This is a genomic window from Peribacillus sp. GL_122 (assembly GCF_057835005.1).
The window spans coordinates 2,075,746-2,095,830 of sequence record NZ_CM174415.1 but is presented as its reverse complement, the minus strand read 5'-3'; the positions used below and the strand labels follow the sequence as shown (position 1 = coordinate 2,095,830).

Here is a 20,085-nt window from a genome sequence, read left to right as displayed (position 1 = left end):
AGTTATCTTCTATTTTTTCACTTTGGCATCAGGAATTATTGGAGATAAGCCATAAAAATAGTGTTGGAAGGAGATAGAGAGATTTAAGAAAAAGTCAACATTAACAATAATGCTCTAACAAAAAGCTACAATTTATTGGTGATGGTTTATTTTATTTATTGCTTCCGCACAAACTTTGATTGAGTCAATCACTATGGTGGGTTCTGATAATTGTGGAAAATGTCCACTTTTTTCAGCGATAATTTGTTTGCTATTTTTTGACAACGAAAGTAATTCCAATTGATTCTCAAGTCGTTTTTTTCGAATTTCCTCTGGCATCATTCTATTTTCTTGTCCACCAGTAATTACAAATACAGGTATTTCGGGAAATGTATCAGTTTGCTGGATTTGATCCACAGTTTTTTCCACAAAATTAACTTCATTGAATTGTTTATGTGAAGACAAGGAATCAAACACCTTGAACATCTTATTAATGGTTTTTACTGCCTTGCCTTGAAATTCATTAAGGCTAATATCTTTCGTAGTACTGGATTCTAAAAAAACAATTCCTGCTACTTCATTTGGGTAAAGTCGGGAATATAAATTAGCATATAAGCCGCCTATGGAATGTCCCACCAATAAATATGGAGGTTCAAAACCCACGATTGTTAATGTTTCACGTAAAGTGTTAACAATATTTATCCCGTCTTGGCTTTCCTTCGGTTTATCGCTGCCAGCAACACCAAAACGATTATAGGAAAATACTGATGAAGATTCCGAAATTGCCGGTAGGATTTTCATCCAACCCTCTATCGGTCCAGAACCACCGTTAATCAAAACTATATTTGGCTTGCCGTTTCCACTAATATTATATAGTAACGTCCCTTTTGATGTATCTACTTTATATTTTTCAATTTTCAATTTCCACACCTCACTTGTTTAAATTACTTTACGTGTGTAACAAGCTGTTGGTTTCATTTATTGAAATTGCAGTCAAATGAGGCCATTGAATTTTTCACGAAAGTTATAGGAAAATGTGAACTTAAATTCCTTAACATTGAACGGGATTAAGGAGATGACATATGATGAACGAATATGATAATTTTGAACGATTGGTTCAAAAGTTTGATCAAGGAAACAAGCTAATTCGCGCATGGGAATTAAAAGGCGGTATTTCTGCACAGGTGACAGGACTTGAAATATTACAATCGTCAGGGCGGATCGTAAAAATGATCGTTCGTCAGCATGGTGATAATGACCTGAAACGGAATCCAAATATTGCAGCAGATGAACACAAGCTCTTAGGGATATTGAAAGCTGCCGGTTTGCCTGTACCAATGCCATATTACTTCGAGCAATCCTGCGAGATATTTTCCAAGCCATGCATACTTCTAGAGTTTATTGAGGGTAAGTCAGAATTCACCCCCTCAAATCTTAATGATCATATATTACAATTGGCAATCAATCTAGCAAAAATCCATCGTGTTAATTGTGCAGATCTATCTTTATCATTCCTGCCTAAAGTACAAAATACATATGTCGCGATGTTAAATAAAAAAGAAAGGGTAATCCTGGACGAAACATTAAATCTGAGCATGATTAGAGATTTGTTAAAATCTTTCATGCCATTACCCTCCAAGAATAAAGAAGTAATCCTTCATGGTGATTATTGGCCAGGAAATATATTATGGAAAGAGGATAAACTAGTTTCCATAATTGATTGGGAAGACTCGGGCTTAGGGGACCCTTTGGCTGACCTTGCCAATAGTCAACTCGAAATTTCATATCATTTTGGAATGCAAGCAATGAATGGCTTCACCCATCAATATAAATCAATGATGCCGGAGTTGAATTTTACAAACTTACCCTTCTGGCAATTATTTGCGGCATTACGGTTATCTGCATTCCCTGAATGGGGCTTGGAAAAAAGCAAGGAAAAGAGCTGGAAGAAAATACACAAGTCATTTGTTCGTCAAGCAATTAACCAAATTCGTAATGAGTGAAAGATCTGATATGCCCATGAACTTTTAATAAAGGCATTTATACCAGTCCCTTTATCAATTTTTTTCATAAACTAACAATGACTTTCAAAAAATATCCGGGAGGTGTTTAAATGTATAATAAGCCCTGGAGGCATCCGAAAGGCGGTCAATATCCACCACAATATTGCCCACCTCACAGAATGCCTACTCAGTATAATCCACCTCAAATCTCCCCGACAAAGCAATATGTTAAAACTAATGTCATTAACACTGTGATTCCGGTTTTTCACCCCACACATACAACTACCGTGAATAAGCATTTCACCACATATATACCGCATACCCGAAGTATCGTGAAAGAGTGTTATACCCAAAGCTTTGTTTGTGGAGTTCCTCAACCCCCCAGTTTTTCGAGGAGAATGTTAAGATATTAATTAAAAAAACCCCGATTCGGGGTTTTTATTAATTCCTTCCATCAACCTTTGAAAATTGACATTCAAAGGATTTACAATTGTCTAAATGCAAACATTACTGGACATAGGAGAATAAGTCCTACTTAAAAACGATTCATGAGTATTTAGCTATTGTAGGGTCATATTTACACCATATATTCTATCGAGGTTTATCTTAAAATAAACTTCTTTGATGAGATTCTTCCGACAGTGCTCATGCAAGCCAAAATGACTAACAATTACATAATCTACCATTTGCCTATTCTACTTAAATATTTTGTCGATAATACAACCGTGCCCTTTTCATATACCTCCAATTCCTTTACACCATCAATCGTTAAAGGAATGTTTTTTTCATTGACAAAATCTGAAATACTGCTAAGAAGGGTTAAGCAATCGCTATTAGCCACTATCTTTATTCCTGATAAAATGGGTATAGGTGTTTTTATGGAAACGGCATGGCTGACATCTGTAATCGCCTTATTGAAGCATTCTTTGTTTATTATAAATTCCATGAAAATAAGTTCACCCCAATATAATCGTTAAAAGAATAATCCACAAAATCCCTAAAAATCCCTGTTTACCCTTCTTATATGTTGCGATCAGGTTCGAAGAAGCGGCTTATTGTATCATTTTCAGCCTAATATTGAGCGTGAACTGCTATGACAGAAAATATAAAACTAACTATAGGTGGTATTAGTTTTATATGAGTCCTTTAGATGATAAGATTCTTGGGGAAAGTGATTGAAAAATAGATCAATATTTAGGAGGAGTTCATCTTGAATCCTTATGCATTTTTGGCAATAGCCATCCTAAGTGAAGTGTTTGGCAGTTCGATGTTAAAAGTATCAAACGGGTTTAAAAGGTTATTCCCTTCCATTGGTGTGGTAATTGGAATGGGTTTGGCTTTTTATTGCCTATCGTTATCATTAATAACCATACCGCTTGGAACGGCTTATGCCATTTGGTCGGGAATTGGCACAGCTTTAACTGCTTTAGTCGGAGTTATCGTTTATAAAGAAAGCTTTAACATGAAAAAATTTTTAGGTTTAGTCCTGATCATTGGAGGAGTGGTGGTTTTGAAGCTCTCTAGTGGAGGCAATTAACAATTTAGTAATCGGAGGTAATAGTATGAAAGGATACATAGCTTTAGGAATATCTATCATAAGCGAAGTATTTGGTACGACCATGCTTAAGTTATCTGAAGGATTCACGCATTTATTCCCTTCATTTGGGGTTATAATAGGATTTGGAATTGCATTTTATAGCTTATCTATATGTCTTAAAACAATTCCGTTAAGCTTAGCTTATGCCATTTGGTCAGGAATAGGCACAGCTTTAACGGCATTAATTGGCGTACTATTATGGAGTGAGCCATTTAGTATCACTACATTAGGTGGCTTAGTATTAATCATTGGTGGAGTGGTTTTACTAAATGCTTCCCATACTCCCAAACAAGCAGAAGGATCGTCAAACTAATGGTTTGACGATCCTCCTCTCCCCCGATTGTTCAAAAATAAAAAGAGTCCAATTCGATGTCTATAAGAAAAACACGCTACCTAGAACAGCATTAAAAAAGGCCGCCACGGCGACCTTCTCTTTTTGAATGGAGCTGAACTTTCATGAATCAGTCCATCTCTTCCATATAATTCTACAGCATTTTCCTTTGCAAGCTAATTGTTTTTTCATTTCATCCTTAGCCTGCCAGTCATCAAATACCTTTAGCCTTCACCAAGTCCTTCGTGCAAAGTCCGTAAACTTGAATTTATCGGGTCTATGCCTGGATTCGCTATACTGAAACAAGCTTCCATCGATTAAATGGACCGTACTTTTCACAACTGCCACCATATCGAAGTCTTCAATGTCCAATAATTGTCTATCTTCTTCACTGCATGGCTCCACGGTAATTTCCTTATTGGAAAATCCGATCTGGAGCCCGAGTTCCTTTTCGATATATCCATAAATCGAATCCTCACAAATTTCCTTCGTCAGGTTAGTTACGAACTCGCTTTTGAAATAGTCTTTGTCCAGTATGATTTTCTTGCCATTGATTTGCCGTACCCGAAACACTTTCCATACTTTACCACCATCCGTTAAGTCCAGAAGCTTGGTCATGTTTGAATCGGGGGTCTCAAGCTCCAACTTATGGATGATCGTTTTGGAATGCAAATTCAACTTTTCCACCATTTCTTTATAGGAAATCAACCCTGCTACAGGAAAATTAAATTTGCTGAAATCCAAGACAAATGAACCCTTTCCTTTGATTTTATGGATATATCCATTTTGTTCAAGCAACTGTAAGGCCTTTCTCACAGTATCCCTGGATATGTAATACTCTTCCATTAAGCTGCTTTCGGAAGGAAGCTTTGAATTTGTCGGAAAGGTTCCTTCTTCAATTTTTGAAACGATATCACCATATAGCGATAGATATTTGCTGTTCATTTCATCACCACAATATATTTTTCTTAGTCTGCTACTTGTCTTTTTTCAACAAATAGACAAGCGATTCATAGGGACGAAGGATTAAATCACCTGCGAGTTCTTTCGAATCGATATAGTTTGAGAGCAAGAGCTCTGATTTGTACCCGAATAGGTCAATATCTTTTGGAATCTCGAAGGACGCTTCTTTTGCATAAAAGTTATTGATGACCAGAAGTTTCTCGTCTTCATAACTGCGAACATAAGCGAACAATTGGTCATGGCCGCCAAGAATTTCCTGGTAGTCCCCATATGCAATGATATCATGTTTCTTGCGTAAGAATATAAGTTTTTGGTAATGATGAAAAATGGAATCCTGACCCTTCAGTGCGTGTTCAGCATTGATGATCTTAGCATTATCAGGCACTGAAATCCATGGTGTCCCTTTTGTAAAGCCTGCGTGCTCCGTATCTTCCCACTGCATGGGAGTTCGAGAATTATCACGGGATTTAGCTTGAAGAATTTCGATTATTTCCTTTTCATCCTTGCCTGCCTCTTTTAAAATATCATAATAATTAATCGATTCCACATCCCGATATTGTCCAATATCATTGAATTTCGGGTTGGTCATTCCTATTTCCTCCCCTTGATAAATATAAGGGGTCCCCCTAAGCATATGAATGGCTGTTGCCAGCATCTTGGCAGATTCCTTATGATACTCTTGATCATTCCCAAACCTGGATACGATCCTCGGCTGGTCATGGTTGCACCAGAACAGGGCATTCCATCCATTCCCTTCTTGCATCCCATACTGCCAGCTGCTTAGGATCTCCTTTAACTGCCTGAAGTCAAAATCTGCAAGTGACCACTTTTCCCCATCTTTATAATCCACTTTTAGATGATGGAAACTGAATACCATGGACAGCTCCTTTTCAACTGGAGATGAATATTTGATGCAATGGTCAATGGTCGTCGATGACATTTCCCCTACAGTCATCACCTCTACATCCTTCCCAAATGTTTCTTCATTCATCTCTTTAAGGAATTGATGAATTTTGGGACCATCTGTATAAAAGCATCGTCCATCTCCATCATTGTCATTTTCATAGATGTCAGGTTTCGAAATAAGATTGATCACATCCAAACGGAATCCTTTGACACCTTTATCCATCCAGAAGTTTACTACATTGAAGATTTCCTGCCTTACTCTGGGATTTTCCCAGTTAAGATCAGCTTGGGTCCGATCGAACAAGTGAAGGTAGTATTCATCATGTTCCGCTACATATTCCCATGCAGGTCCTCCGAATTTTGAAATCCAATTGGTAGGGGGCTCTCCATCTTTCGATTTCTTGAAAATATAATAGTCCTTATATTCTTTCTCTCCCGCCAATGCTTTTTGGAACCATTCATGCTCTGTTGATGTATGGTTGAATACCATATCCAACATGATTTGGATATCCCGCGAATTAGCTTCCTTCACCAATCTTTCGAAATCATCCATCGTCCCGAAAACAGGATCAATGGATGTATAATCCGCTACATCATATCCATTATCATTCTGAGGTGAACGATAAAAAGGGGTCAGCCAAATATAATCCACTCCCAGTTCATTCAGATAATCAAGTTTTTCAATAACACCATTTATGTCCCCGATGCCGTCACCGTTCGAATCCTTAAATGACTTCGGATAAATTTGATAGATGGTACTTTTTTTAAAATCCTTCATTGTGATTCCTCCTCTGCTATCCCTGATGTCACTATTGCCAGTATGGTAAAAAAGAGGGAGAATGCTCTCCCTCCGCGTTATTAAGCATTTAATTTCGTTGTTTTCGTTCTTGTTTTCAAATTCATTTTAGGACGTTTGGAGAATACAATAGTCAAAATGAATGGCACAACGAAAGCAACCAACATCGCGAGTGCAAACATTCCCATGTACTGTGGCTGGATGGATAGGATACCCGGGATCCCTCCAACACCGATGGAATTTGCCATTACTCCAGATCCGACTGAAACGATGCCTGCGAAAAGTGAACCGATCATACCGGCTAAGAACGGATAGCCGTATTTCAGGTTAATCCCGAACATGGCTGGCTCGGTTACACCGAGATAACATGAAATCGTAGCAGGTATGGAAACTTGTCTTTCCTCCTGGTCCTTTCTGTTGATGTAAATCATCGCAAGCACTGCCGTTCCTTGTGCAATATTGGATAATGCGATCATCGGCCATAGGTTCGTACCGCCAAGTTCACTCATAAGCTGAAGATCGATTGCGTTTGTCATGTGATGCAGTCCCGTTATGACAAGCGGTGCATAGGCAAAGCCGAAAACTGCAGCAAATAGCCAGCCAACTGATGAATTCAATCCGGAATATACAACCGTAGAAATGACAGAACCGATTTTCCAGCCTAAAGGCCCCAGAATGGTGTGGGCAATGATAACAGTTGGAAGTAAAGCGAAAAATGGAACGACGATCATGGAAATGGAATTGTGCACTTTATCTCTCAAGAACCGTTCTAAATATGCCAAGACGAACCCTGCAAGTATCGCTGGGATGACTTGAGCCTGATAGCCGATCATATCGACCTGGGCAAAACCGAAATCCCAAAAAGGTATGTCACTTGCCTTTGTGTTTGCCACTGCATATGCATTAAGAAGTTGTGGGGAAACCAGGGTCAAACCAAGGACGATGCCGAGAATTTGAGTCGTGCCCATTTTTTTCGAGATTGACCATGTAATCCCAACAGGAAGAAAATGAAAAATAGCTTCACCTATCAGCCATAGGAAGGCGTGTACTCCTGACCAGAATTGTGAAATATCCACAAGGGTCTTTGTGCTATCATCGAACATTTTAATATCGCCAATGATATTGCGGAATCCAAGAATGAGTCCGCCAACAACTATGGCAGGAATCAGCGGGGTAAAAATATCCGCAAGATGTGCAATCATACGCTGCAGCCAGCTCATATTCTGTTTAGCTGCTTCTTTCACATCTTCTTTTGACGCTTCCTGAAGTCCAGCTATGGAAACGAATTCATTATAAAACGATGATACTTCGTTCCCGATTATGACCTGGAACTGTCCAGCTTGTGTAAACGTTCCTTTCACAAGCTTAATAGATTCGATATTCGTTACATCCGCCTTAGAGGGATCTTTCAAAGCAAAACGCATTCTTGTCGCACAATGCGTAACCGTCGCAATATTCTCTTTCCCTCCGACATATTGAAGCAAATCCGTTGCTGGTCCTGTGTATTTACCCATTTCACTACTTCCTTTCCCTAGAAAGCAAAATATAGTTGTTTTTATAACCTGTACGTATAGGTTCTGTATACGCTTTCATATTATCCTGTACGTACAGGTTCTGTCAAGAACTTTTTTCCAGCCATCTACATTCACTTTTTATAAGGATTGATTGGGCTTCGTTTTACTATACTATTCATCACTATTCATCATCATTAAAGGTATTAAAACGTAAGAAATGTTATCCAGTTAAGGGCGCAATTCTTTTAAGTAAATGTATTCTCTCTCCCTCCCCTGATGGATTAATAAAATTTCAGAAAGGATTCCCATCAGACATGATAAGTAGCTGAGGATTTCCCGAATAGGGTATAATGGTGACATAACCTCTTTATTGATATCTTAATGGTTAGAATATAATAGGTAAATGGGAGATGAACTAATGTCCGAAACTAGTAAATTTCCACTTATATCAGGTAATCTTTCTCTGGATTTAGTGAACACAGAACTAGTCAGTCGTGGTCAACGACAAGATTTATTGCTATCAGAAGTGGATGTGCTGGACTGGCTTACTATAATAAAAGAGCAAAACTTATTTTGGGATGATCGGCTATGCTTAAAAGTTAAAGAGAGAATCGGGCATGTATTAGTAAGTCTATTAGAAATGCGTACAATTTTAAGAAGACAATTCGAATTAATAGCAGATGGGAACCCGATTCCAGATGAGTTTATCTCTTTTTTAGAAAAAAAAATTGATAAAGCACCATTCACTTATAAATTAATGGATCAAAAACTGGTTCCCCTACCTGTTGGAGAAGCGGAAGATATCCTGCTATCTTATATTGCTTTTGACGTATTAACTTTAATTGAAGAAAATAAGCTGACCTCATTAAAGCAATGCTCGAATAATGATTGCGTACTGTTATTTATCGATGAAAGTGGAAGACGCAAATGGTGTTCAATGAAAATATGCGGTAATAGAAAAAAGGTCGCCCGATTTCAACAACGGAAATCTGATGATGAATGAAGAGCCAACTTAATAAAAGAGTTGGTTTTTTTTGCAGTTTTTAACTAACTGTTAAAAACGGTTTTGACAGGTTAGTTGATTTCGTGTAAAGTGTAAATGTACATTAAAGGAGGGGAATAATGGACCGCATAACAGTAGCGAGACAACAAGAAACACGTTCATTTCATATACGGTATTTATCTAAAATGAAGGGAAAAGGAAAAAGTCCTTTACAGATAAATGTAAAAGACGCAATAACCGGGCTAATCGGTGGATTTTTAACCATTTTCGCTTTAATTCTTTTAACAAAAATGACATCTGCAGTGTGGTTAATGGCTCCATTTGGTGCTAGTTGTGTACTGGCATTCGGGCTATGGAACGCGCCGTTATCACAGCCACGAAATATTATTGGCGGCCATTTTATTTCAACATTCGTAGGTTTAGCTTCCTATCAATTTACGATGAGCCTTGGGCAATCGGCTTAGCTGTCGGATTAGCAATTGCGGTGATGATGCTGACAAAAACGACGCACCCACCGGCAGGGGCAGACCCACTTGTTGTTATGCTTGGTCATTATAGCTGGAGCTATTTATTTACGCCTGTGTTAATTGGTTCCGTGATAATTGTTTTCCTTGCACTGTTAATTAATAATTTGCGCAGCAATCGGAACTATCCAACTTTTTGGATTTGATTGCTTTTAATGTGTTATGAGATAAAGCATAATTTTGCAATGTTTCACTATCATGAAATAATAAACGAGGAACGCTCAGGCTCCTCGTTTTTGTCAGCTATAAGTGCTGGTATTCTTATTAAGATCTCCCACACTTTTCAATAACCTTTATCATCCATCATTTAGTTTGACTAGTGTTTCTGCAACTTCCACACCGTTCACAAGGAGTGATATTCGATGGATTCCCATGTAATGGCGACGAGTCGTCAGGTCTTTCCAATTGTGAATCCTCACCCTTTCAACTCCTTCACCATCTGAGAAATCCCTATCTGCCAAAAGGAAAATTTTACGGGACGTTTTCTGATTGGCTTTTACAAAATCGACGGCATACTCAATGCGAAGTTTCGCTGTATTCTCCGCATGCACTTGAAAGCCGAAATGAAGTTCACTGGTTTCCCCAATATAAATCGATTCAGGTTCATTTCTTATAAATGCATTTGTAATGATATTCGGATTATTCAATACATCCGTGTATCCAAATAATGAAAGGACTTCTGGATCTGCTTGGCGAACTAAGGTCCTGCATCCCCGTCTAATAATCCAAATTGTGTTGGGTTCTCCGCTTTCATGCCAGCGCTTGGCTGTTTCTATTACGGTTTTCGGATGGTCTTTGGCAATATCATTCAAATTATTGGCAACACTTTTGCGAACATATAGGGATGGATCGTTTTTCAGGTTCTCAAGTAATTCCAAGACGGGTGCCGGATCGGATTTGAACATCGGTAAAGCTTGCCCCCAAGGTAACCTGGGCCTGCATCCCTCACTAGCCAGCCTGCGGACATGCTCATCATCATGATTGGTCCATTCCTTCATCTTCTCGATCATTAAAACGGGATCAAGCAAGATAAAAGCACGGATTGCAAACTCAGAGGATGACCTTGCTGTAAAACGCTCCAACGCATCTAGCGATAACGGCCAATCTTTCTTATTCAATCCATGTACCTCTACAAAATCCGGGAAAAATAAATATCTAAACCCTTCACAATCCTTATCAAGCCGATACAAAATATCCAAAGCCTCTTGATAATCACTTGGAAGATGCTTTCCAAGAGTAATGGAAATGTGCCTTATCCGTTCTTTTAACTTCCTCTCGTCCCAATGCTCATCAATTACTTCCCCTATAAACGATTCAGTAGAGAAGGACGGATGGACACCCTTTACTTTTTCACCGAATTCACGAATGAACGTTTCATTATATAAATCCTTTAAAGGCTCAGCCATTTAATTCACTTCTTTTCTTCAGGTTAAATTTGCTTTTGGATACTTGCACTACCTATCAGCTATCATTTCAAACTATGTTATGCACTCTCATCCATAGAGCGATACATATCATTAAAAAAGGACAGCTTACTTTACAGAACAAGTCTGTCCAAAATCAAGTGAAGTTCATTCATCACTATTTGGAATGGCTGCATAATAGCTGATTCTATAGGAATCTATATACCTCTTACCAATAGATGTAATCTTTGCACCAGAACCCATTTCCCATAAGTCCATCTAATATCCCCATACAAAATCCCTCCCGGAGTTTTCCTTTGTGTATAGTATGATAGTAGTAGCATATAAAGTAAAATATTCCTACCATATTAATGAATTAATCAAAACGACAAAAAGCCCACTCTGAAGAGCAAGGGCCTGCTTCTAGCTTTTATCAAAGAAAAAGGGTCAGTCCCACTGAGTTAATACTTTAACACAGTGGGGACTGACCTAATTGTCTATTAGACATTTTGATTTTAGCTTTATCTGACCTTTCTACTTATCTATTTAATTGTTTCACTTTTACAGGCTTTTTTTCCTTGCTTAATTTGATGATTTGACCGATAATACTGATGGCAATTTCTTCTGATGTTTCCGAGTCAATTTCCAATCCGATTGGAGAATGGACCTGCTCCAACTGTTCTTGCGTGACCCCTTCACTTTTTAACTTTTCAAATATGCTTATGACCTTGCGTTTACTGGCTACCATCCCAACATATGCAATCGGAAATTGCATTGCCGTTTTTAATACAATATCATCACAATCTTTTGTAACAATTACCACATATGATTTTTCATTTAGGTTGGCTGCGAGCAAAGCCTTTCCAATATCCTCGTTCACAAAAAGGTTTGTCGCATTCGGAAAGCGTTCCTTTGTACAATAACCAACGCGATCATCGACAATGCAATAAGGATATTCGAGGAAATCAGCGAGCTTTGCCAACGCATGGCCTAAATGACCGGCCCCAGCCAGAATGAGTTCAGGCCTGCTTGTATAGACTTCAATAAAGACCCGTAACGTGCCGCCACAATTCATCTGAATTCCGTCTTTTGCATGTTTATTCAATTTATATTCAACGATTTTCGATTGGCCATTTTGGATCGCCTTTACACTATCTTCGATCACATAGTGTTCAGCCAAGCCTCCTCCGACAGTCCCTTCAATGGTACCATCCCGGTAGACAATCATTTTTCCAACATGCCTGGGAGTCGAGCCCTTTGATTCAATAATCATGGCTAAAGCAAAGGTTTCGTTTTGACGCGTCAGCATGGCCACTTTTTCCATCAGCTGCATGAAAAGCTCCCCCCTATCTTTAAACATTAATTCGGTTGATATTGCTTCATGCTAAGAAAATAACGTAAAAGATGTAACGCAACGGTTTTTCTGTAAGCCGCAGTGGAGCGTTGATCGTCGATTGGTCTGATGATCTTATCGAAGGCTGCCACAATTTCAGCGATGTCTGCATCGGCTAATGGTATCGTTTTTCCAACCAGCTTCTTCTCAATATCAATGGAACGAACCATCGTAGGTCCGACCGCCCCGAAGGCAAATCGAATGTCATCGATTCGATCTTTGCTTATCCGGACGAAACCCGCAAACGATACTTTGGCAATGGCATCTGCGTTGCGGTTGCCGACTTTCTCGAAAACGACATGTGAATCTCCTAATACGAACGGCAGAATAATCTCCGTTACTATTTCATTGTGAAAGCGTTGAACCTGTCGTGGACCTTGAATGAAATCGCTAATCGCAACCATGCGATCACCATTTACGGAGTGCAACAGAAGCTTTGCATTGTATACATATAATAAAGGAAGCATGTCACCGGCTGGAGAGGCGTTGCAAATATTACCACCTAATGTTCCCCGGTTTCTAATTGCCGGGGCAGCAATTGTTTTAATTGCATTCTTTAAAGCAAAAGGAATCAACGGATTTTCAAGTAATTCACTATAGGTACAGCAGGCCCCGATGTGGAGATCCTTGTGATGTTGATACACCTGCTTTAATTCGGAAAGATGATTAATAAAAACAATCGGTTTAGGGATTTTTGGAGGTACTCCCCTTCTACTTTTGTGAAGAACCATAACATCGGTGCCCCCGGCTATGATTGCACAATCTTCTCTATTCAATTGGCTCAAAGTTTCGTCTAAACGCTCGAAGCGATACGCTGTTATTTTCTCTATCATAAGCCATCACCTTTTTTAGCTGCTAGGTTAATCGCCTCAACAATCATATTGTAGCCCGTACATCGGCACAGATTTCCGGAGATGCCCTCACGAATTTCAGCCTCTGAAGGATGAGGATTTTCAGATAACAAAGCTGCACTTGCCATAATCATTCCCGGTATGCAATAGCCGCATTGCACTCCCCCGGCGATGGAATAGCTTTCATCTAAAATTTTAAATTGTTCCGTTTCAATGATGCCTTCGATCGTTTGAATATCGGCACCAGCAATCGAGCCAATTGGAATAAGGCAGCTGTTTTGCAGGAGGTTATTCACAAAAACACTACAGGCTCCGCACTCCCCTTCACCACAGCCTTCCTTTGTTCCGATTAACTCAAACTCATCTCTTAATAAATCTAGTAATCTTGCTGTAGCAGGGGCGTCAGTTTCTACCGTTCTTCCATTTAGTGTGAATTTAATCAACCCTCTTCACCTTCTTTCATCCAAAGACTTTCAATAATGACTTCCGGTGTAATCGGAATTTGCTGAAAAGAAGTGTGCAGGGCATCCTCAATCGCAGCTTGGACTGCTGGAGCGCCTCCGATTAAAGTCAATTCACCTGCGCCCTTCGCCCCGTATGGACCATCAGCATAGGGGTTATCAAAGACCTTGCTTTCAATTGAAACAATATCCAATGAAGTCGGCGGTCCATAATCCGATATGCTTTTTTGTTGGATTCTACCTTGTTTTGACGTCATCTTTTCTAGATAACCGTATGCTAGCCCTTGAGCCAAACCACCGTCAATTTGGCCTTTCATAATCCGTTCATCGATGACCTTCCCAACTTCATAATTGCCGTATACTTTTTCTAACTTTAAATTACCTGTTAACGTATCAACTTCTACTTCAACGATATTAACGCCCCATGAATAAGCCGGGTAGGCATCTCCAGTGAAGGTTTTCTCGTCCCAAGGAATCATTTCACGGTGAACATAGTGCTCAACTACTTCCTGTTCCACCCCTGTTTGCCACTGATTCTTAAGTTTTTTTGCGGCCCGTTCAAGCAATTTTCCGACAATCATCGTCGTCCTGGAAGCTACGGTCGGACCCGAGTCGGGAACCTCTTTTGTGTCGGGATAAGGGTACAAAATATCTTCGAACGGGAGGTTAAGTTCTTTGGCGACAATTTTACACAACGTCGTCAAAATACCTTGTCCCATATCAGAGTTTGAGATTTTTAGTGATACCTGGTCGTCCTTTGATTTAACCAGTTTCACCTTTGCTTTAATATGATCTCTTTCGCCACTGCCAGTAAATCCACAGCCGTGGAGGAACAGCGAAGTTCCTATGCCTTTTTTATAGCGCTGATTTTGTTGATTTAAGCGCTGAAAGACTTCTTTTTTCTTTTTGTATTCTGACACGTTGAGTACGTCCTCAATCATTTCTTCCACTAATATCGAGTCGCGGAATTTACCTTTGGTGATGGTGGGGTCTCCTTGTTTGACGAGGTATTTTCGTTTATATTCAAGCGGGTCGATTTTTGCCAGTTTACTAAGATGTCCAATATGACTTTCGATTCCGGCAAAGCTTTGAGGAGCACCAAAGCCTCTGAAGGCGCCGTTCGGAACGGTATTGGTTTTTAAGACATAGCCTTTTGCATGAAAATGCGGAATTTTATAAACACCGGCACTGTTTATTAATGCGCGCTGCAGCACGACAGAGCTCAATCCAACATTTGCCCCTCCATCGAGAAAGATGTCAACACACATGCTCAAAATATTTCCTTCCTTATCAAGGGCCGTCCTATATTTGAGTTTGGCCGGATGCCTTTTCGTCGTTACCAGCATATCCTCAGAACGGTCGAACACGAGCATTACCGATTTTTTGACTGCTCTTGCAGCAACGGCTACGTGACAAGCCATCATAGAAGGATAATCTTCTTTGCCGCCAAAACCTCCGCCGGTAGGACTTTGAACAACTCTGACTTCATCGTCACCACAGGCTAATGCGCTTAGCAATGCATTTTTTATATAATAAAGACATTGCATCGATCCCTGGACGACAATTTCATCATCCTTATAAACGGCGAGCATTCCTTGCGGCTCAAGATAGACATGCTCCTGATAACCCGTATCATATTCTTCTTCGATGATTTGATGGGCTCCCTGCTCGATAGCTGAAATGTTTTCTAAGCTTTCCCCAAATTCATAGCTTGCCAAAACTAAGGATACTGATTTTTGCTTGATCGCTTCGTCCAATGTATAGATAGCCTGATGTTCTTCAAATTCAACCTTCACTTCATTTAACAAACTGTACAGGATATCTAGGTCTTTGCCCGTGAGCATGAGAATTGGCTCACCAATATAATTGACCCACTCATTGGCAAAAATGGGCTGATCTTCTTTGATAATTTTGACATAATTCGGTCCGGGGATATGCTCTGCTCCAACAGCTTCATACCCTTCCGGAAGGTTAGGTAATTGAATGGATATGATTTTTCCATAAGCAATTGGTGATCGATACAAAACACCATAAACCATATTTTCCACTTTTACGTCACTAATATAGGGCAACTGGCCCGATACTTTACCTTTATGGTCCTTTTTGGGCACTGAGGTGCTTATGTCTTTGAGATTCATTGCAACAACACCCTTCGACTCATTTTTTTAATGGGACATATTCTGAATAGAAACCTCTTCCTATGATTTTATCAATGAGAATGATCTTTTATGATTCATTTCTATTCAAGATTTTCGTAGTTTTTATTTTTATTTTTACTTCGAGAAATTTAAAGCATTATCATAATCAATGGCTTTTTGGTAATCCTCCGGTGTATCAACATCCATTAATACTCCCGCATCATCTACATTCATGTATTGCTTTTCGTAACCGCCCAGGACCACACGCAAATTACTTTCTGGATTGGTTTCGAGAATTTTCTGTTTCACTTCGCTTGATAATTTAATGGGATGGCCGCCTTTATAGTCAAAGCTGGGAATAACCACGTTTCCTTTGTGTTTTGCTAGTAGCTGAACAGTCTCTTTTTTTACAAGCGGACAATCGCCGGGTGTTATAAAGAAGGTTGGGGCATTTACTTCGTTGCAGCCCTTTTGAATGGAATGAAACATTCCCTGGTTAAAGTTTTCATTATAAACAAACTTGATCTGAAATGAATAGGCATTTTCACTGATAATTTTGACAATTTCCTCTTGGATGATTTCCGCTTGAAATCCAGCTACGACGATGACCCTGCTGCATAATCCTTCAAATTTAGAGATCGTTTGCTCCAACACGCTCATTTGCCCCATCGGCAAAGTCATTTTAAATGCATTCGCTCGGCTGGAATATCCAGCAGCTAGGACGATTGCTTCCATATTTGTCACCTTCTACCTATCATTTTTCTTAAATCTCACAATAAAATCACAAGCGGAGGAAGGATTTGCTGTATGGACTATTAAGAGAACATAGTGTTTTTTCTTTATATGCGTAAAAACCTCATTATATTACTTATTAACCAACTTGATACTATTTTTAAATTATCAAAAGATATAAAGAGACAATACATAGTCCTTATTTTAAGAGAATGAGTGTCAAGTATTGACCAAGGTTTAATCGAAGAAGCTGAAATTATTGAATTATCAGATAACGATAATTTTTTTAGAATATAAAGAAGCCTTTGCTCTAATGAGCAAAGACTTTTTGTTGACGAGTTTCTTCTATAGTACACCCGTCGAAGCCTCTAATCGACTACATATTTGCATAAGTGATGACGAACGCTTCTTGGCTGAGCCACACACAAAGAGAGATGAGTTCATCTGCTTGATACTTAATAGATCGCTGTACAAACCCAACTTGTTTGGCGATTTCTTGTAGGACTATTGCCTCCATTTCTCAAATCTTTTTTCAATCTTGCGGACTACTTCAGTCAAAGCCACCCCAGACAAAGCATGATGAGAATGCCTACCATCAGTTTATCCGTTTGGAAGGTCGATCCGGCGACCGCCATCATAAACCCGATTCCGGCGGTTGCCGCATAGAGTTCCCCAACAACAATCCCGATCAGGGTATGCCTCAATCCTAAGCGCGCAGCCAGTCAAGATTACTGGAATCGTTACGGGAAAAGCGACCGTCAGAAAGGTTTGCTGATCCTTCGCCCCGAAGGAGCGAGCGCCTTTGATCAAATCGGCATCGACCGTTCGCATCCCGTAACGGTGTTTACCAGGATAGGAAATATCAATCCCAAAAATATAAAGGCAATTTTTGAGCCCATTCCAATCCGAAAGAAATCATCAGCAGCGGCAGCAAGGCGATTCTGGGCGTAGCGTATAAGGCGGATACGAATGGATCCAGCACGGTGCTTATTTACCGTACCAACCCATGGCAATCCCCAGCAAAATCCCGCTTACGCGCAGGTCATTGTATATCCCATTTAATTTTAACAAATAATAGAAGGTCTTTATGAAAGGCATTGTCGTTAGAAGTCTCCTTTACGGGACTGCAAACGACAATGCCTTCTTCTTTAGCTAAATCTAAATATAAGAAAGACAAAACATTTCGAATAAAATGAATGAGTGTTTCAGCTATTTATTTGAATAGTTTGGAACAAGGTAATTTCAATGAACTTTTATAGTAATTATCATTGCTACTGGCTTGAATAATCAGGAGATTCCATCATTGAAAATGTCTGCCCTTCCTTCAATAACAGAAATGGAAAAACGACTGTCACAAGAGTTTTGATGCAAAAATTTACTGTTTAGTATTTGACCGAACCCTGGAAGTGTAATACTCAAAAATATTTAAAATTATTGAAGAATGTCACAAAGACCACAGTTAGTGAAAGTCAAATAGAAGGTATTGAGCAAGAATTATCTGAAAGTCCAGAAGATGGGACATAAATAGTTTCTATTAAGTTCCTTTTAACCTTTTCGTATCCATAAAAAAGGTATGGAACCTGAAAACTAATAGATCGGTTTGTTTTCCCGCATTTTCTATTAATAGACTGCTTTCTTCCACATATCATATTGAAAGGAAATGAATTGTACCTTAGGAAACATGGGAAAGTGGATTGATATGGATTCCAACAAAATACTTTGAGCCTATTACCCCGATTTTCATGTTGTTTCACCTCGAAAATCAAATAGTATTTTTATTATATGGCAAAATCTTAATAGCACTAAAAAAAATTCACCAAAAATCATGCTTTGAAAAGTGAAAGTCCATCTCGTCATTGTTTGAAATTTAAGAATGGGGACCTCTTTACGGAGGTCCCCATTAATGAAAGCAAGGTTTCTTGTTCAAAGGTACAATTCATTACGGAATATCATGTCCCATCGAGCTTGTTAATATGTTAAACCATTGCTCTTTTTCCATGCTTAGGTTTAGTGAATCAATGGCGCTGTCCAATCGTTCTTTCTTACCTGATCCAACGATCGGCATGATTTTTGCAGGATGTCTCAACAGCCATGCATACATTACTTCATCTATTCCGTTAGCACCGATTTCATCTTTCACAATTTCTAACGTTTTTCTTAAGCGGACAGCCTTTTCATTCGACTCCTCAAAGATGCTTCCTCCTGCAAGCGGTGACCATGCCATCGGCGCCACGCCCATTTCCTGACATAAGTTCATGGTTCCGTCTTCGAAGTTTTCTAGATTGTATGCAGAAAGCTCCAGTTGATTCGTCACAAGCGGATATTCTAGATAAGATTGAAGCATATCCCATTGCGGTTTTTTGAAGTTCGATACTCCAAAGTTACGGACCTTTCCTGATTCTTTTAATTGATTAAACGCCTCAGCCGTTTCCGCAGGGTCCATCAGGGGATCCGGACGATGAATAAGTAACAGATCAATATAATCCGTTTTAAGATTCATAAGAGATTGTTCAACAGACTTTATTATATGAGTTTTACTTGTGTCATAATGATGACTTTTATGGGAAGGACGGTTTTCTGATTTAAGAACTATGCCACATTTCGTAACGATCTCCATTTTATCGCGTAAAGATGGCTTTAATGAAAGTGCTTTCCCAAAAATCTCCTCACACGTATAGCTGCCATATATATCGGCGTGATCATATGTAGTGATGCCCCGCTCCATTCCATGTTCAATAAGAGATAGGATTTCCTCTGTAGGAAATCTCCAATCTGCCAACCTCCACATACCGTGTACAATGCGTGAAAGACTAAAATCTTCAGTTAGATTGACTCTTTGCATGTTTTTCTCCCCTTTTATAACATGATTAATCTTGCTAATCAGTTTTTTGTTCTGCGTTCCATCATGTTTATCCTTCGTTAATTTATGTCAGAATCATTTGCTACTGTCATGAACATTAGTATAATTTAAAATTTCGGAGAATCCTAATCTTGAGTGACCCTTAACATCACGGAGCATAGGTTCATGAACCTATGCTAAAGAAATGCATCGCCGCCTTATTCGTGCAATTTCACCCGTTTGTTCCATAAGAAAAAGGCTGCCGCAGCAACCTCTTAAATGGAATTCATCAGCATGAATCACTTCATTAGTTCCTTTGTGTTTTCTCGTGTAATTCCACGATTTCTATCGCTAAATCTTTTGTTGTCATGGAAGTCATCAAGTGATCTTGAGCATGGATCAGGAGCATTGGAATATCGAATTTCTCACCATTCACTTCTTGTTGAATCAATGCGGTTTGGATTTTATGTGCAGCAACAAACTCATGCTCTGCTTCCTTTAATTTATCCTGGGCATCGCTTGATTTACCTTGTTTTTGCAAGGTGATGGCTTCCATTGCACAACTGCGGGCATTCCCGCTATGGAGAATTAATTGAAATGATAATTCTGATAGATCCTCTTTCGTTTTCGTCATTTTACCACTCCTTATGAT

20 protein-coding genes and 4 pseudogenes are annotated in these 20,085 nt (G+C 39.2%); 7 read left to right on the top strand and 17 right to left on the bottom strand.

Going from position 1 to position 20,085, the window contains the following annotated elements:
• Positions 1-132 precede the first annotated feature (132 nt).
• Positions 133-909, bottom strand: a complete 777-nt coding sequence (locus AC3ISB_RS10185; protein ID WP_489276295.1) for an alpha/beta fold hydrolase — start codon at positions 907-909, stop codon at positions 133-135.
• Positions 910-1,061: 152 nt separating this feature from the next.
• On the opposite strand from AC3ISB_RS10185, the gene AC3ISB_RS10180 reads away from it, so the two are divergent.
• Together AC3ISB_RS10180 and AC3ISB_RS10175 are read left to right on the top strand one after the other, a co-directional pair.
• A complete protein-coding gene (locus AC3ISB_RS10180; protein ID WP_489276293.1) occupies positions 1,062-1,982 on the top strand; it encodes an aminoglycoside phosphotransferase family protein in 921 nt (306 codons plus the stop codon).
• A 110-nt stretch (positions 1,983-2,092) separates the two neighbouring features.
• A complete protein-coding gene (locus AC3ISB_RS10175) occupies positions 2,093-2,395 on the top strand; it encodes a CotD family spore coat protein (RefSeq protein WP_141995047.1) in 303 nt (100 codons plus the stop codon).
• Between the two features lie 266 nt (positions 2,396-2,661).
• Here AC3ISB_RS10175 and AC3ISB_RS10170 read toward each other — a convergent pair whose 3' ends face one another.
• On the bottom strand, positions 2,662-2,928 hold the full coding sequence (locus AC3ISB_RS10170) for a hypothetical protein (protein ID WP_489276292.1): 267 nt from the start codon (positions 2,926-2,928) through the stop codon (positions 2,662-2,664).
• A gap of 264 nt (positions 2,929-3,192) precedes the next feature.
• On the opposite strand from AC3ISB_RS10170, the gene AC3ISB_RS10165 reads away from it, so the two are divergent.
• Entirely contained in the window at positions 3,193-3,519 is a 327-nt protein-coding gene (locus tag AC3ISB_RS10165; RefSeq protein ID WP_144528463.1) for a DMT family transporter, read from the top strand.
• Between the two features lie 25 nt (positions 3,520-3,544).
• Positions 3,545-3,892, top strand: coding sequence for a DMT family transporter (locus AC3ISB_RS10160; RefSeq protein WP_480338809.1), 348 nt, complete (start codon positions 3,545-3,547; stop codon positions 3,890-3,892).
• 249 nt (positions 3,893-4,141) lie between these two features.
• Here AC3ISB_RS10160 and treR read toward each other — a convergent pair whose 3' ends face one another.
• The 3 genes from treR to treP all read right to left on the bottom strand — a co-directional run bounded on the left by treR (position 4,142) and on the right by treP (position 8,089).
• Positions 4,142-4,855: a trehalose operon repressor gene (gene treR / locus AC3ISB_RS10155; RefSeq protein ID WP_489276289.1), complete on the bottom strand. Its 714-nt coding sequence runs from the start codon at positions 4,853-4,855 to the stop codon at positions 4,142-4,144.
• 31 nt (positions 4,856-4,886) lie between these two features.
• Positions 4,887-6,557, bottom strand: coding sequence for an alpha,alpha-phosphotrehalase (gene treC, locus AC3ISB_RS10150; protein ID WP_489276287.1), 1,671 nt, complete (start codon positions 6,555-6,557; stop codon positions 4,887-4,889).
• Between the two features lie 80 nt (positions 6,558-6,637).
• Positions 6,638-8,089 carry a PTS system trehalose-specific EIIBC component gene (treP, locus tag AC3ISB_RS10145; RefSeq protein ID WP_489276285.1) on the bottom strand — a complete coding sequence of 484 codons (1,452 nt, stop codon included), beginning with the start codon at positions 8,087-8,089 and terminating at the stop codon, positions 6,638-6,640.
• A gap of 418 nt (positions 8,090-8,507) precedes the next feature.
• Here treP and AC3ISB_RS10140 point away from each other — a divergent pair, with 418 nt between their 5' ends.
• Together AC3ISB_RS10140 and AC3ISB_RS10135 are read left to right on the top strand one after the other, a co-directional pair.
• Positions 8,508-9,092 (top strand): CGNR zinc finger domain-containing protein, encoded by a 585-nt coding sequence (locus tag AC3ISB_RS10140; protein WP_489276283.1) that lies wholly within the window; start codon positions 8,508-8,510, stop codon positions 9,090-9,092.
• 119 nt (positions 9,093-9,211) lie between these two features.
• Positions 9,212-9,762 (top strand): annotated as a pseudogene (locus tag AC3ISB_RS10135) (HPP family protein).
• A 150-nt stretch (positions 9,763-9,912) separates the two neighbouring features.
• Here AC3ISB_RS10135 and AC3ISB_RS10130 read toward each other — a convergent pair.
• Positions 9,913-11,022: a DNA alkylation repair protein gene (locus AC3ISB_RS10130; protein ID WP_489276281.1), complete on the bottom strand. Its 1,110-nt coding sequence runs from the start codon at positions 11,020-11,022 to the stop codon at positions 9,913-9,915.
• Between the two features lie 98 nt (positions 11,023-11,120).
• Here AC3ISB_RS10130 and AC3ISB_RS10125 point away from each other — a divergent pair.
• Positions 11,121-11,218 (top strand): annotated as a pseudogene (locus AC3ISB_RS10125) (IS6 family transposase); the annotation flags it as partial.
• Positions 11,219-11,557: 339 nt separating this feature from the next.
• Here AC3ISB_RS10125 and AC3ISB_RS10120 read toward each other — a convergent pair.
• The 11 genes and pseudogenes from AC3ISB_RS10120 to AC3ISB_RS10070 all read right to left on the bottom strand — a co-directional run bounded on the left by AC3ISB_RS10120 (position 11,558) and on the right by AC3ISB_RS10070 (position 20,067).
• Positions 11,558-12,352, bottom strand: coding sequence for an XdhC family protein (locus AC3ISB_RS10120; protein ID WP_489276279.1), 795 nt, complete (start codon positions 12,350-12,352; stop codon positions 11,558-11,560).
• A gap of 26 nt (positions 12,353-12,378) precedes the next feature.
• Positions 12,379-13,245, bottom strand: coding sequence for an FAD binding domain-containing protein (locus AC3ISB_RS10115; RefSeq protein WP_063234628.1), 867 nt, complete (start codon positions 13,243-13,245; stop codon positions 12,379-12,381).
• Entirely contained in the window at positions 13,242-13,706 is a 465-nt protein-coding gene (locus tag AC3ISB_RS10110) for a (2Fe-2S)-binding protein (protein ID WP_034312987.1), read from the bottom strand. Before AC3ISB_RS10110 ends, AC3ISB_RS10115 begins: the two co-directional genes overlap by 4 nt.
• Positions 13,703-15,862, bottom strand: coding sequence for a xanthine dehydrogenase family protein molybdopterin-binding subunit (locus AC3ISB_RS10105; RefSeq protein WP_489276276.1), 2,160 nt, complete (start codon positions 15,860-15,862; stop codon positions 13,703-13,705). Before AC3ISB_RS10105 ends, AC3ISB_RS10110 begins: the two co-directional genes overlap by 4 nt.
• A gap of 135 nt (positions 15,863-15,997) precedes the next feature.
• Positions 15,998-16,597 carry a nucleotidyltransferase family protein gene (locus AC3ISB_RS10100; RefSeq protein ID WP_063234626.1) on the bottom strand — a complete coding sequence of 200 codons (600 nt, stop codon included), beginning with the start codon at positions 16,595-16,597 and terminating at the stop codon, positions 15,998-16,000.
• A 345-nt stretch (positions 16,598-16,942) separates the two neighbouring features.
• A pseudogene (locus AC3ISB_RS10095) lies at positions 16,943-17,111 on the bottom strand (IS4 family transposase); the annotation flags it as partial.
• Positions 17,112-17,148: 37 nt separating this feature from the next.
• Entirely contained in the window at positions 17,149-17,298 is a 150-nt protein-coding gene (locus AC3ISB_RS10090) for a hypothetical protein (protein ID WP_181762342.1), read from the bottom strand.
• 58 nt (positions 17,299-17,356) lie between these two features.
• Positions 17,357-17,425, bottom strand: a pseudogene (locus AC3ISB_RS10085) (hypothetical protein); the annotation flags it as partial.
• Entirely contained in the window at positions 17,401-17,607 is a 207-nt protein-coding gene (locus AC3ISB_RS10080) for a hypothetical protein (RefSeq protein ID WP_144479610.1), read from the bottom strand. The gene AC3ISB_RS10080 and the pseudogene AC3ISB_RS10085, both read right to left, overlap by 25 nt.
• 926 nt (positions 17,608-18,533) lie before the next feature.
• Positions 18,534-19,436 (bottom strand): aldo/keto reductase, encoded by a 903-nt coding sequence (locus AC3ISB_RS10075; protein ID WP_141995033.1) that lies wholly within the window; start codon positions 19,434-19,436, stop codon positions 18,534-18,536.
• Between the two features lie 304 nt (positions 19,437-19,740).
• A complete protein-coding gene (locus AC3ISB_RS10070; protein WP_098372895.1) occupies positions 19,741-20,067 on the bottom strand; it encodes a PTS sugar transporter subunit IIA in 327 nt (108 codons plus the stop codon).
• Positions 20,068-20,085 lie beyond the last annotated feature (18 nt).

What these genes read in the sequence shown, in the direction of transcription:
- AC3ISB_RS10180 (WP_489276293.1), top strand. Translation starts at nt 1,062, where the DNA reads ATGATGAACGAATATGATAATTTTGAACGATTGGTTCAAAAGTTTGAT.
- AC3ISB_RS10175 (WP_141995047.1), top strand. Translation starts at nt 2,093, where the DNA reads ATGTATAATAAGCCCTGGAGGCATCCGAAAGGCGGTCAATATCCACCA.
- AC3ISB_RS10170 (WP_489276292.1), bottom strand. Translation starts at nt 2,928, where the DNA reads ATGGAATTTATAATAAACAAAGAATGCTTCAATAAGGCGATTACAGAT.
- AC3ISB_RS10160 (WP_480338809.1), top strand. Translation starts at nt 3,545, where the DNA reads ATGAAAGGATACATAGCTTTAGGAATATCTATCATAAGCGAAGTATTT.
- treR (WP_489276289.1), bottom strand. Translation starts at nt 4,855, where the DNA reads ATGAACAGCAAATATCTATCGCTATATGGTGATATCGTTTCAAAAATT.
- treC (WP_489276287.1), bottom strand. Translation starts at nt 6,557, where the DNA reads ATGAAGGATTTTAAAAAAAGTACCATCTATCAAATTTATCCGAAGTCA.
- treP (WP_489276285.1), bottom strand. Translation starts at nt 8,089, where the DNA reads ATGGGTAAATACACAGGACCAGCAACGGATTTGCTTCAATATGTCGGA.
- AC3ISB_RS10140 (WP_489276283.1), top strand. Translation starts at nt 8,508, where the DNA reads ATGTCCGAAACTAGTAAATTTCCACTTATATCAGGTAATCTTTCTCTG.
- AC3ISB_RS10130 (WP_489276281.1), bottom strand. Translation starts at nt 11,022, where the DNA reads ATGGCTGAGCCTTTAAAGGATTTATATAATGAAACGTTCATTCGTGAA.
- AC3ISB_RS10120 (WP_489276279.1), bottom strand. Translation starts at nt 12,352, where the DNA reads ATGCAGCTGATGGAAAAAGTGGCCATGCTGACGCGTCAAAACGAAACC.
- AC3ISB_RS10115 (WP_063234628.1), bottom strand. Translation starts at nt 13,245, where the DNA reads ATGATAGAGAAAATAACAGCGTATCGCTTCGAGCGTTTAGACGAAACT.
- AC3ISB_RS10105 (WP_489276276.1), bottom strand. Translation starts at nt 15,862, where the DNA reads ATGAATCTCAAAGACATAAGCACCTCAGTGCCCAAAAAGGACCATAAA.
- AC3ISB_RS10100 (WP_063234626.1), bottom strand. Translation starts at nt 16,597, where the DNA reads ATGGAAGCAATCGTCCTAGCTGCTGGATATTCCAGCCGAGCGAATGCA.
- AC3ISB_RS10075 (WP_141995033.1), bottom strand. Translation starts at nt 19,436, where the DNA reads ATGCAAAGAGTCAATCTAACTGAAGATTTTAGTCTTTCACGCATTGTA.
- AC3ISB_RS10070 (WP_098372895.1), bottom strand. Translation starts at nt 20,067, where the DNA reads ATGACGAAAACGAAAGAGGATCTATCAGAATTATCATTTCAATTAATT.